At 69.1% G+C, this 11,665-nt stretch carries 11 protein-coding genes and 1 pseudogene; 3 read left to right on the forward strand and 9 right to left on the reverse strand.

Features of this window, described 5'->3' with window-relative positions; all coding sequences use genetic code 11:
- Positions 1-52: 52 nt before the first annotated feature.
- The 6 genes and pseudogenes from prcA to arc form a co-directional block, all read right to left on the reverse strand.
- Positions 53-838: a proteasome subunit alpha gene (gene prcA / locus ACZ69I_RS35760; protein ID WP_470836664.1), complete on the reverse strand. Its 786-nt coding sequence runs from the start codon at positions 836-838 to the stop codon at positions 53-55.
- Positions 839-891: 53 nt separating this feature from the next.
- A complete protein-coding gene (gene prcB / locus ACZ69I_RS35765; RefSeq protein ID WP_467682101.1) occupies positions 892-1,737 on the reverse strand; it encodes a proteasome subunit beta in 846 nt (281 codons plus the stop codon).
- Positions 1,689-1,886 (reverse strand): annotated as a pseudogene (locus tag ACZ69I_RS35770) (endonuclease VII domain-containing protein); the annotation flags it as partial. The pseudogene ACZ69I_RS35770 and the gene prcB, both read right to left, overlap by 49 nt.
- 73 nt (positions 1,887-1,959) lie before the next feature.
- Complete coding sequence (locus tag ACZ69I_RS35775; RefSeq protein ID WP_150165888.1) at positions 1,960-2,178, reverse strand: ubiquitin-like protein Pup; 219 nt, start codon at positions 2,176-2,178, stop codon at positions 1,960-1,962.
- Positions 2,179-2,302: 124 nt separating this feature from the next.
- Complete coding sequence (gene dop / locus ACZ69I_RS35780; protein WP_470836666.1) at positions 2,303-3,814, reverse strand: depupylase/deamidase Dop; 1,512 nt, start codon at positions 3,812-3,814, stop codon at positions 2,303-2,305.
- Between the two features lie 213 nt (positions 3,815-4,027).
- A complete protein-coding gene (arc, locus tag ACZ69I_RS35785; protein WP_470836668.1) occupies positions 4,028-5,794 on the reverse strand; it encodes a proteasome ATPase in 1,767 nt (588 codons plus the stop codon).
- 254 nt (positions 5,795-6,048) lie between these two features.
- Between arc and ACZ69I_RS35790 the strand changes: the two genes are divergently transcribed.
- A complete protein-coding gene (locus ACZ69I_RS35790; protein ID WP_355810294.1) occupies positions 6,049-6,360 on the forward strand; it encodes a ferredoxin in 312 nt (103 codons plus the stop codon).
- A gap of 27 nt (positions 6,361-6,387) precedes the next feature.
- Here the strand turns inward: ACZ69I_RS35790 and ACZ69I_RS35795 are convergent, their stop codons facing one another.
- The 3 genes from ACZ69I_RS35795 to ACZ69I_RS35805 all read right to left on the reverse strand — a co-directional run bounded on the left by ACZ69I_RS35795 (position 6,388) and on the right by ACZ69I_RS35805 (position 9,766).
- Positions 6,388-6,969: a hypothetical protein gene (locus tag ACZ69I_RS35795; protein WP_470836670.1), complete on the reverse strand. Its 582-nt coding sequence runs from the start codon at positions 6,967-6,969 to the stop codon at positions 6,388-6,390.
- Positions 6,970-7,194: 225 nt separating this feature from the next.
- Positions 7,195-8,097 (reverse strand): tRNA (adenine-N1)-methyltransferase, encoded by a 903-nt coding sequence (locus ACZ69I_RS35800; RefSeq protein WP_467682093.1) that lies wholly within the window; start codon positions 8,095-8,097, stop codon positions 7,195-7,197.
- A 61-nt stretch (positions 8,098-8,158) separates the two neighbouring features.
- Complete coding sequence (locus ACZ69I_RS35805) at positions 8,159-9,766, reverse strand: site-2 protease family protein (RefSeq protein WP_470836679.1); 1,608 nt, start codon at positions 9,764-9,766, stop codon at positions 8,159-8,161.
- Between the two features lie 129 nt (positions 9,767-9,895).
- Here ACZ69I_RS35805 and ACZ69I_RS35810 point away from each other — a divergent pair, with 129 nt between their 5' ends.
- Together ACZ69I_RS35810 and ACZ69I_RS35815 are read left to right on the forward strand one after the other, a co-directional pair.
- A complete protein-coding gene (locus ACZ69I_RS35810; protein WP_467682091.1) occupies positions 9,896-10,777 on the forward strand; it encodes a RecB family exonuclease in 882 nt (293 codons plus the stop codon).
- Positions 10,778-10,791: 14 nt separating this feature from the next.
- Positions 10,792-11,463 carry a response regulator gene (locus tag ACZ69I_RS35815; protein ID WP_030782872.1) on the forward strand — a complete coding sequence of 224 codons (672 nt, stop codon included), beginning with the start codon at positions 10,792-10,794 and terminating at the stop codon, positions 11,461-11,463.
- Positions 11,464-11,665: the final 202 nt, after the last annotated feature.

Consider the following 11,665-nt stretch of genomic DNA (forward strand, 5'->3'; position numbering starts at 1 on the left):
GTCGGGCCGGGACACGGGGCGCTCACCGCACCGAAGCGGAACTCTGGAACTCCTACTCGACGTCGCCGCCGGACGTCGGCGCGGCCCCGCCGTCCGCGTCCGTATCCGGCTCCGTGTCCGTGGCCGCGTCCGTCGCGCCGCCTTCGTCGAGCAGCCGCGACAGCTGGCGCCCCACGATCCGCTTGAACTTCCGCTGCTGGGGCCGCGTCCGGTCGAGGACCGCCACCTCCAGCCGCTCCGCGGGGATCTCCCGCTCGCTGCCGTTCGTGTCGCGGGACAGCGCCTGCACCGCGAGCTTGAGCGCCTCTGCCAGCGTCATGCCGTCCTGATGACGCTGATCGAGATACGTACTGATCTGCTCCGCATTGCCTCCGACCGCGACCGAACCGTGCTCGTCCACGATCGATCCGTCATGCGGCAGGCGATAGATCTGATCGCCGTCCGGCGTGGTGCCGACCTCGGCCACGACCAGCTCGACCTCGTACGGCTTCTCGGCATTGCTGGAGAAGATCGTGCCGAGAGTCTGCGCGTAGACGTTGGCGAGCCCACGGGCCGTCACGTCGTCGCGGTCGTAGGTGTATCCCCGCAGGTCGGCATAGCGGACCCCGCCGATCCGCAGATTCTCGTACTCGTTGTACTTGCCGGCGGCCGCGAAGCCGATCCGGTCGTAGATCTCGCTGAACTTGTGCAGCGCGCGGGACGGGTTCTCGCCGACGAACACAATGCCGTCGGCATACTGCATCACGACAAGGCTGCGCCCCCGGGCGATGCCCTTCCGGGCGTATTCCGCCCGGTCGGCCATGGCCTGCTGGGGTGAGACATAGAACGGCGTCGACACCGGATCCGTCCCTTTCTGTCAAAAAACTTCAGTCAGTGGCGAATTCGGAGCGATCAGAGCAACGCGGCTCGGGGGCCATCAGGCTGTTCCAGCCGCTTCTCCAGGATCGAGCGCGCGATCGCGGCGGACTCGTCGTCCGTCAGTCGCCGGAAGCCCTCGTCGGAGATGACGGTGACGATGGGGAAGATCCGGCGGGCCATGTCCGGGCCACCGGTCGCCGAGTCGTCGTCGGCCGCGTCGTACAACGCCTGGATGACCAGGGTCGTCGCCTGGTCCTCCGTCAGACCGTCGTGGTAGAGCTTCTTCATCGCCCCGCGCGCGAAGACCGAACCCGAACCGGTCGCCGCGAAGCCGTGCTCCTCCGAACGCCCGCCCGTGACGTCGTACGAGAAGATGCGGCCCTTCTCGCGGTCCACGTCGTACCCCGCGAAGAGCGGAACCACGGCGAGGCCCTGCATCGCCATGCCGAGATTGCCCCGGATCATCGTGGAGAGGCGGTTCGCCTTGCCCTCCAGGGAGAGCGTGGCGCCCTCCACCTTCTCGAAGTGCTCCAGCTCCAGCTGGAAGAGCTTGACCATCTCCACGGCCAGACCGGCCGTACCCGCGATGCCGACCGCCGAGTACTCGTCGGCCGGGAACACCTTCTCGATGTCGCGCTGCGCGATCACATTGCCCATCGTCGCCCGCCGGTCGCCGGCGAGGACGACGCCGCCGGGGAACGTCACGGCCACGATGGTCGTGCCGTGCGGCGCCTCGACGACGCCCTGGGTGGGCGGCAGTTGGCGGTTGCCGGGCAGAATCTCAGGCTGATGCTCGGACAGGAAGTCCATGAAGGACGACGAACCGGGCGTCAGGAAGGCAGCTGGTAGACGCCCTGTGCCACGAGTATTGGCTTCCACGAGGTTCCTTCCAGGTAGGCGGCAGCCCGACGAACAGCGTCGGGATCGTCTCCCAACTTGCCGATGGCCGAATTGCAGTTGAAGCACAGTACGCCACGGACTTTACCTGTCCCTTGGCAGTGATCCACAAGGATCGCGGGGGTGCTGAGGCGGCCCGGGCGCCCCTCAGCGGCTCGACCCTCAGCACCCCTTGCGAACCTTTGATTCGAAGGCGAAGCGGGCTTACTGCCCACCCTTCTGCACGAAGGACCGCACGAAATCCTCTGCGTTCTCCTCGAGGACATCGTCGATCTCGTCAAGAACCGAGTCCACGTCGTCGCTCAGCTTCTCCTGACGCTCCTTGAGGTCCTCGGAAGCCTGTGCGTCCTGCGTCTGCTCCTCGGTCTCCTCGGTGGGACGCGTCGCCTTCTGCTGTCCGCCGCCGGTGTCCTTGGTCGCCATCTACCTCACCCCGCTCGCTCGGTTAGACGTTCTTGATCAGACCCTACGCTCCGGGTCCGGCATCGGCCCCGCAGTTGGTGCAACGTGCGGGACCCACCTACGTGATTCCCCTGGCGATGACCTTTCAGCCGCCGGAGAGCACCCGAACCAGATCCTCTGCCGTGCGACAGCGGTCCAGGAGTTCCTTCACGTGGTTCCTCGTGCCGCGCAGGGGCTCCAGCGTGGGCACCCGTTGCAGAGAGTCACGGCCCGGGAGGTCGAAGATGACCGAGTCCCAGGACGCCGCGGCCACGTCGTCCGCGTACTGCTCGAGGCAGCGGCCGCGGAAGTACGCGCGGGTGTCCTCGGGCGGCTTGGTGGTGGCCCGCACGACGTCCGTCTCGTCGAGGAGCCGCTTCATCTTGCCCCGGGCCACCAGCCGGTTGTACAGGCCCTTCTCGGCGCGCACGTCGGCGTACTGAAGGTCGACCAGATGGAGCCTGGCGGCGTCCCAGTCGAGGCTGTCGCGGCGGCGGTAGCCCTCCATGAGCTCCCGCTTGGCGACCCAGTCGAGCTCTCCGGAGAGGCTCATCGGATCGCTCTCCAGGCGGCCGAGGACGTCCTCCCAGCGGGCCAGCACGTCCTTGGTCTGCTCGTCGGCGTCGGAGCCGTACCGCTCCTCCACGTACTTGCGGGCCAGCTCGAAGTACTCCATCTGGAGCTGCACCGCGGTGAGCGAGCGGCCGCTACGGAGCGTGACGAGATGCTTGAGCGTCGGGTCGTGCGAGACCTGGTGGAGCGTGCGCACCGGCTGGTCCACCGCGAGGTCGACCGCGATGAAGCCGTCCTCGATCATCGCGAGGACGAGCGAGGTGGTGCCGAGCTTCAGGTAGGTGGAGATCTCCGAGAGGTTCGCGTCGCCGATGATGACGTGCAGCCTGCGGTACTTCTCGGCGTCGGAGTGCGGCTCGTCCCGGGTGTTGATGATGGGCCGCTTGAGCGTGGTCTCCAGGCCGACCTCGACCTCGAAATAGTCGGCGCGCTGGCTGAGCTGGAAGCCGTGTTCGTGGCCGTCCTGGCCGATGCCGACGCGTCCGGCGCCGGTGACGACCTGGCGGGAGACGAAGAACGGGGTGAGGTGCCGCACGATGTCGGAGAAGGGGGTGTCCCGCTTCATCAGGTAGTTCTCGTGCGTGCCGTACGAGGCGCCCTTGTTGTCGGTGTTGTTCTTGTAGAGGTGGATCGGCTGAGCGCCGGGGAGCTGGGCCGCGCGGTCGGCGGCCTCGGCCATGATGCGTTCGCCGGCCTTGTCCCAGAGGACGGCGTCCCGGGGGTTGGTGATCTCCGGGGAGCTGTACTCGGGGTGCGCGTGGTCGACGTACAGGCGTGCGCCGTTGGTCAGGATGACGTTGGCGAGGCCGATGTCCTCGTCGGTCAGCTGGCTGGAGTCGGCAGCCTCGCGGGCGAGGTCGAAACCCCGCGCGTCCCGCAGCGGGTTCTCCTCCTCGAAGTCCCAGCGGGCGCGTCGCGCCCGGTGCATCGCCGCGGCATAGGCGTTGACGATCTGGGACGAGGTGAGCATGGCATTGGCGTTGGGATGGCCGGGGACGGAGATGCCGTACTCCGTCTCGATGCCCATTACTCGCCGTACGGTCATGCGGCCCTCCTTGCCCGGCGGCGCTCCCCTTCGGGAACGGCGCTCAAGTACCGCTGGTTCTCCGGTGCGTGTGCGGTGCCCGTCCCCGCACTGCGCGACTCGGCGGTACCGAAGAGCCTAGAACGCCTTTGCGCTGGTGGGGAGATCATTGCTGTCATTGAAAAACAGACGGCTGCGGGTACCCGTGAAGGACACCCGCAGCCGCCCTGTGTTCTACAGGTATTGACCGGTGTTGGCCACCGTGTCGATGGAGCGTCCGGTGTCCGCGCCCTGCTTTCCGGTGACAAGGGTGCGGATGTACACGATCCGTTCGCCCTTCTTTCCGGAGATCCTGGCCCAGTCGTCCGGGTTGGTGGTGTTGGGCAGGTCCTCGTTCTCCTTGAACTCGTCGATGCAAGCCTGGAGGAGGTGAGCGACCCGGAGGCCCTTCTGGTTCGCCTCGAGGAAGGCCTTGATGGCCATCTTCTTGGCGCGGCCCACGATGTTCTCGATCATGGCGCCGGAATTGAAGTCCTTGAAGTACAGGACTTCCTTGTCCCCGTTCGCGTACGTCACCTCGAGGAAGCGGTTCTCCTCGGACTCCGCGTACATCTGCTCGACGACGGACTGGATCATGCCGTCCACGGTGCTGCGCCGGTCGGCGCTGTGTTCGGCGAGGTCGTCCGCGTGCAGCGGGAGCCGCTCGGTGAGGTACTTGGCGAAGATGTCCTTCGCCGCCTGGGCGTCCGGGCGCTCGATCTTGATCTTCACGTCGAGTCGTCCCGGCCGCAGGATCGCGGGGTCGATCATGTCCTCACGGTTGGAGGCGCCGATGACGATGACGTTCTCCAGGCCTTCCACGCCGTCGATCTCGGCGAGCAGCTGGGGGACGATGGTGTTCTCCACGTCCGAGCTGACGCCGGATCCGCGGGTGCGGAAGAGGGACTCCATCTCGTCGAAGAAGACGATGACGGGGGTGCCCTCGCTCGCCTTCTCGCGGGCACGCTGGAAGACCAGGCGGATGTGCCGCTCGGTCTCGCCGACGTACTTGTTGAGGAGTTCGGGTCCCTTGATGTTGAGGAAGTAGCTCTTCCCCGCCGCCTGTCCGGTCACCTCGGCGACCTTCTTGGCGAGGGAGTTGGCGACGGCCTTCGCGATGAGCGTCTTGCCGCAGCCGGGGGGCCCGTACAGCAGGACGCCCTTGGGCGGCCGCAGTTCGTGCTCCCTGAAGAGGTCCGGGTAGAGGTAGGGCAGTTCGACCGCGTCACGGATCAGTTCGATCTGGTTGCCCAGGCCGCCGATCTGTTCGTAGCCGATGTCCGGGACCTCTTCGAGGACGAGCTCTTCGACCTCACTCTTGGGAACCACTTCGTATACGTAGCCGGAGCGTGGTTCGAGCAGGAGTGCGTCGCCGGGCCTGATGGTGACGTCGAGGAGGGGTTCGGCGAGCCGTACCACTCTCTCTTCGTCGGTGTGTCCGACCACCAGGGCGCGCTCGCCGTCCTCGAGGATCTCCTTGAGGGTGACGATGTCTCCGACGCTCTCGTACTCCATGGCCTCGACCACGTTGAGCGCTTCGTTGAGCATCACTTCCTGGCCGCGCCTGAGCTCTTTGAGCTCCACGCTCGGGCTGACGTTCACCCGGAGCTTGCGGCCCCCGGTGAAGATGTCCGCCGTGCCGTCCTCGTTCGCCACGAGGAAGACTCCGAAGCCGGCCGGTGGCTGTGCGAGCCGGTCGACCTCCTCTTTGAGGGCCACGATCTGGTCGCGGGCCTCGCGGAGCGTGTTGGCGAGCCGCTCGTTCTGCGCGGACACGCCGGCCAGGTTGGTCTGCAGCTCGACGATCCGCTCTTCGAGAATCCTCGTATGACGCGGAGAGTCGGCGAGCTTGCGTCGCAGGACGGCGATTTCCTGCTCGAGATAGGCAACCTGACCGGCGGGGTCTTCAGACCCTCGCCCCGGCCGGATGCCGCGGTTGATGTCGTCGTCGTGGGCTGCCACGGTCCTCACCTCCTCCAAGGGGAGCTGGACGCTTCCAGACCCTACCTGGGTGGGTGTCGATTGAAACCCCTAGATCACAAAGACGATGGGGGTGTGTCCGATCTTCACCCTTGCGCTCTCCCTCTCGCCAGGTGAATACCCACCCAACAACATCGGAAAGCGGGCGGTTGTATCGTCGAAGTGTTCAACACCCGTCAGGGCTGGCCCGACTTGCTGCAATGTCGGGGCACCCGGCGCAGCGACCGGCAGGAGAGATGACCGTGCGGCACGAGGCCGAGACCGGCAGTGAGGGCCACGATCTGGAGGTCTGGATCGACCAGGACCTCTGTACCGGGGACGGCATCTGTGCGCAGTACGCGCCCGAGGTCTTCGAGCTGGACATCGATGGTCTGGCTTATGTGAAGAGCGGCGACGACGAGCTGCTGCAGGCTCCCGGGGCGACAACGCCCGTGCCGCTGCCGCTCCTCACGGACGTCGTGGACTCGGCGAAGGAGTGTCCGGGCGACTGCATTCATGTGCGTCGCGTTTCGGACAGGGTCGAGGTCTACGGTCCCGACGCGGCCTGAGCGCCCGAGCGCGGGCCGCGCGGCGGGTCAGACGCTGCGGGCCCGGGCGGGGGCGTCTCGTTCGAACGTGCCGTCCTTCCATCGCCACTTGGCCTTGTCCTGCTTGTCGGGGCAGCAGCGGGGCACGTCGGGTGAGGAGTAGCCGAGCAGGGTCGCGGTGATCGCGCCGTCACGCACGGCGAAGTCGCTCACGTTCTGCCGTTCCTTGGGGTCGACGAGCGTCGCGACGACGCGCGGTGTGCCGGCCCCGGACCTGGTGATCACATAGACCCCGTCGGGCGGGGTCCCCGAGCCTGCTCTGCAGTGCACGACGGCCACGGTCTCGGGCCTTCCGTCGCCGTCGAGGTCGCCGGTGGCTTTCTTCTTCACTTCGGACCGGACGGGTCCGCAGTCGATCGGGAAGTCGACGGCGGCGGGGTCGGGTGCCGGGGCGGGGGCGCCCGCGGCGGCTCGGGAGTGGGTCTGGGTGCCGGTCTGGGCGGCGGTCGCGGCGTCGGGCTGGAGGACCGCGGAGCCCGCGACGACGGCGGCGAGCGCGGCCGCGGTGGCCAGCCAGTGGATGGGGCGGGCGGTGGTGTGCGCCAGTTCCGGGACGGCGGGGTGCTGCACGAGGAAGTGTCTCCTGTGAGGGCGTGCCGGTGGGGAGGTGGCCAGCATCGTGCCATACGTCACAGTGAGGTGGAACACCGGGGTCCGGTGGTTCGCGTGGTTCTCGCGGCTCTTGCGGTACGGGGCTGGTGCCCTGTCAACGAAACGGCGCCGCCGCCGAGTTCCCTGGTCGGTCAGGGAACTCGGCGGCGGCGCCTGCTCATTGGGCGGGGTCCGTGGCGCGGGTCAGCGCGGGGTGCCGCCGTCGGCGTTGGGGCCGGTGTAGTCCTCGCCGTACGCGCCCTTGGCGGGGCGGCGGCGGCGCATGGGGGGCTCGACGCCGTCCGCGAGGCGGCGGGCGGTGAGCAGGAAGCCGGTGTGGCCGATCATCCGGTGGTCCGGGCGTACGGCGAGGCCTTCGACGTGCCAGTTGCGGATCATCGATTCCCAGGCGGTCGGCTCGTTGAAGCCCCCGATCTCACGGATGGACTCGACGGTCCTCGCGAGCTGGGTGGTCGTGGCGACGTAGCAGCACAGGATGCCACCGGGGACGAGCGCCTTGGAGACCACCTCCAGGCATTCCCAGGGGGCGAGCATGTCCAGAATGACGCGGTCGACCTCGGTGTCGCTGAGGTTGTCCTGGAGGTCGCCGACGGTGAGCTGCCAGGCGGGGTGGGGGCCACCGAAGTAGCGCTCCACGTTCTGCTGGGCGATCTCGGCGAAGTCCTCGCGGCGCTCGTAGGAGTGCAGCATTCCCTGGTCGCCGATGGCCCGCAGCAGGAAGCTGCTGAGGGAGCCGGAGCCTACGCCTGCCTCCACGACGCGGGCGCCGGGGAAGATGTCGGCGAAGGCCAGGATCTGCCCCGCGTCCTTGGGGTAGACCACGGCGGCGCCGCGGGGCATGGACAGGACGTAGTCGGGGAGCAGGGGTCGCAGCGCCAGGTAGGCGACGTTTCCCGTGGTTCGGACAACACTGCCCTCGGGAGCGCCGATCAGCTCGTCGTGGGGGAAGGAACCCTTGTGGGTGTGGAAATTCTTCCCGGCCTCGAGCGTGAACGTGTAGTGGCGTCCCTTGGGGTCGGTGAGCTGGACCTGGTCCCCGACCTTGAAGGGCCCGCGACGGCGGGCGGCACCGGTCGGTTCGGACATGTGACCAGCCTACCGGCAGCCGCGCGGGCCGCCGACCACGGTGGCGGTGGCCGGCGGATGCCTAGGTGGGGCGGGCCATGGCCTTGACGAAGGCGCGCTCCACGTCCGCGGCGGACAGCACTCCGTAGATCTCGCCGGACTCCTCGACGACGAGGTACTCGGTGGCCGGGGTGGCCCGGAGCGTGTCGAGGAGCTCTTCGCCCGCGAGCTCGGCGGAGATGCGCATGCCTTCGGTGATGTCCTGGGCGAGGCCGCCGACGTCGACCCAGGGGCGGCGGTGCTGGGGCACGGAGACGATGGCCGCCTCGCGGACGACGGCCATGGGGTCGCCGTCGGGGTCGACGACGACGAGGGCGCGGGCCCCGGCGTCGTTGGCCCTGCGCAGCGCTTCGGAGAGCGGAGTCTCGCCCTCGACGGGGACGGCGCGCCGGGTCAGGGTGCGGGCGCGCAGTTCGGGCAGGTGCTGGCGCAGGCGGGCCATGCGCAGGCTGTTTCCGGCGCCGGTCCAGATGATCGCGGCGAGGATCGCGGCGAGCAGGGCGTCGGTGACGGTGTCCATGCCGCCGATGTCCTGGGCGTCGCCGCCGAGGGCGCCGGACTGGTTGAGCAGCGGCAGCCCGACGAGCACGGAGATGGCGAGGGCGCGGCCCACCCACGCGGCGGCGACGGTGCCGCTCATGGGCTTGCCGGTGATCTTCCAGACGACGGCGCGCAGCATCCGGCCGCCGTCCAGGGGCAGGCCCGGGAGGAGGTTGAAGGCGGCGACGATGAGGTTGGAGATCATCAGCCCCGCGAGCAGGACGCCCGGGACGGTGCCGGGGTCGACGGCCTGCATCCCCGCGTAGAAGACACCGGCGAGGACGAGGGAGAGGAGCGGGCCGACGAAGGCGAGGACGAATTCGCGGCCGGGGGTCTCGGACTCCTTCTCGATCTCGGAGACGCCGCCGAAGAACTGCAGCTGGATGCGGCGTACAGGCAGCTTGAAGCGGAGGGCCGCGACCGTGTGGGCGAGTTCGTGGACGAGTACGGAGGCGTAGAAGGCGACCGCGAAGAAGAGGGAGACCAGGTAGCGGGCGCCGCCGAGTTCGGGCAGGACGCGGTCGAGCTGGTCGCCGAAGACCCAGGTGATCAGGGCGGCGACGAGGAACCAGCTGGGTGCCACGTAGACGGGCACGCCGAACGGCCTGCCCATGAGGAGTCCGCCGCCGGGTCCCTTCTGGGCCTTGGGCGGTACGGGACCGCTCTTGCCCGTGGAGCCTCCGTGGGCGCCGGTGCGCCGGGGCTCGGCGGGCTCTTCGCCCTGAGTGTCCCGGGTGTCCCGGGTGTCCTGGGCATTCCGCGCGCCCTGGTCGTCCTGGGCGTCCTGTGGTGCCTTGGTGAGGGAGGTGCCGGCCGGGGGGTGCTGCTCCTTCGGCGGCTCGGCCGGGGGTGTGGTGTCCGTGCTGTCTTGCCGCGGCCGTGTTGGTCCTTCGGCCGGGCCTGCCGGGCGGTCCCGCCCGTCGGGCGCGTCCGCCGGGCGCTCCGGCTCCCGGGCCGGGCCGGCGGGGTGCGCCGGTTCGTCGGCCGTGCCGACCGGACGGGCCGGCTCCGGGGAGCCGTCCGCGTCGCGCGGCCGCAGGCTTTCGGCGCCGTCGGACTGCGGCCTGCCGCTCCCGCCGCTTTCGTCCACGATGTCCCCTCGTTCGAAGCGTCCCTCGCCCCGGTCTGGCGCGGTCACCCGCACGATCATGCAGGGCGAGAGGGTCTGTCGTCGATGGTATGCGGCTGTTGTCAGTGTCGGGTCGTAGGGTCTGTCCTCATGGAAACCAGCACCGACGGCGCCGTGGCGGCCGTGCGCCCGGCGTCTCTGTCACCCTCGCGCGCGGGCGATTTCATGCAGTGCCCGTTGCTGTACCGGTTCCGGGTGATCGACAAGCTGCCGGAGAAGCCGAGTGAGGCGGCGACCCGCGGCACCCTGGTGCACGCGGTCCTGGAGCGCCTCTTCGACGCCCCGGCGAGCGAGCGCACCGCGCCGCGCGCGAAGTCGCTCATCCCGGGTCAGTGGGACCGGCTGCGGGAGACGAAGCCCGAGCTGACGGAGTTGTTCGCGGACGATCCGGAGGGCGAGCGCATGGCGCGCTGGCTGTCGGACGCCGAGCGGCTGGTGGAGCGCTGGTTCACGCTGGAGGACCCGACGCGGCTCGAGCCCGCCGAGCGGGAGCTGTTCGTGCAGGCCGAGCTGGACTCGGGGCTGAAGCTGCGCGGCATCATCGACCGGGTGGACGTGGCCCCTTCGGGCGAGGTCCGCATCGTCGACTACAAGACGGGCAAGGCCCCGCGTCCGGAGTACGCGGAGGGCGCGCTGTTCCAGATGAAGTTCTACGCGCTGGTGGTGTGGCGGCTGAAGGGTGTCGTGCCGCGCCGCCTCCAGCTCGTCTATCTGGGCAGCGGTGACGTCGTCACGTACGACCCGGTGGTGAGCGACCTGGAGCGCGTCGAGCGCAAGCTGCTCGCGCTGTGGGAGGCGATCGAGCTGGCGACGGAGACGGGGAACTGGCGGCCGCGACCGACCAAATTGTGCGGTTGGTGCGATCACCGGGCGGTCTGCCCGGAATTCGGCGGGACTCCCCCGCCGTATCCGCTTCCGGTGAGGGCGCCCGAGTCGGCCGGGGGTGAACAGGGCAGAATGGGCCCGGCCTAGCGAAGGAGAGTTACGTGGCGATCCGCGTCCTACTGGTCGACGACCAGCCGCTGTTGCGCACCGGCTTCCGGATGATTCTGGAGGCCGAGCAGGACATCGCGGTCGTCGGCGAGGCCGGAGACGGCCTGCAGGCTCTCGACCAGGTGCGGGCGCTGCAGCCCGACGTGGTCCTGATGGACATCCGCATGCCGCGGATGGACGGGGTCGAGGCGACCCGGCAGATCACCGGTCCCGGCCGGGACGGTCCGGCGAAGGTGCTGGTGCTGACCACCTTCGACCTCGACGAGTACGTGGTGGAGGCGCTGCGCGCCGGCGCCAGCGGCTTCCTCCTGAAGGACGCCCCGGCCAACGAACTGGTGCAGGCGATCCGGGTGGTCGCCGCGGGCGAGGCGATGCTCGCGCCGAGCATCACTCGCCGCCTCCTCGACAAGTACTCCGCGCACCTGCCGTCCGGCGACGAGCCGGTGCCGGACACCCTGCACACGCTCACGGACCGCGAGGTCGAGGTTCTGAAGCTGGTGGCGCGCGGCCTGTCGAACGCGGAGATCGCCGCGGACCTCTTCGTGAGCGAGACGACCGTGAAGACCCACGTGGGCCATGTGCTCACGAAGCTGGGGCTGCGCGACCGGGTGCAGGCGGCGGTGTACGCGTACGAGAGCGGTCTGGTGCGCCCCGGCGCGCAGTAGCCGGTACGGAACGAAGCGCGCACAGCACGACGAAGGTGGCCGTCCCCTCGCGGGGGCGGCCACCTTCGTCGTCGTGTCTGCGGGGGCGTCGTCGTGCCTGCGGGGGCCGTGTCAGCCCTTGCTGATCTCCCAGAAGCGGAAGACCGTCGACGCGTCGAGGCAGGACTCCAGGCCGTAGACGCTGTCGCGGACGACCGCGTAC

It is taken from the genome of Streptomyces sp. NPDC036815 (genome assembly GCF_055609205.1).

What these genes read in the sequence shown, in the direction of transcription:
- ACZ69I_RS35810 (WP_467682091.1), top strand. Translation starts at nt 9,896, where the DNA reads ATGGAAACCAGCACCGACGGCGCCGTGGCGGCCGTGCGCCCGGCGTCT.
- ACZ69I_RS35800 (WP_467682093.1), bottom strand. Translation starts at nt 8,097, where the DNA reads ATGTCCGAACCGACCGGTGCCGCCCGCCGTCGCGGGCCCTTCAAGGTC.
- ACZ69I_RS35790 (WP_355810294.1), top strand. Translation starts at nt 6,049, where the DNA reads ATGACCGTGCGGCACGAGGCCGAGACCGGCAGTGAGGGCCACGATCTG.
- dop (WP_470836666.1), bottom strand. Translation starts at nt 3,814, where the DNA reads ATGACCGTACGGCGAGTAATGGGCATCGAGACGGAGTACGGCATCTCC.
- ACZ69I_RS35775 (WP_150165888.1), bottom strand. Translation starts at nt 2,178, where the DNA reads ATGGCGACCAAGGACACCGGCGGCGGACAGCAGAAGGCGACGCGTCCC.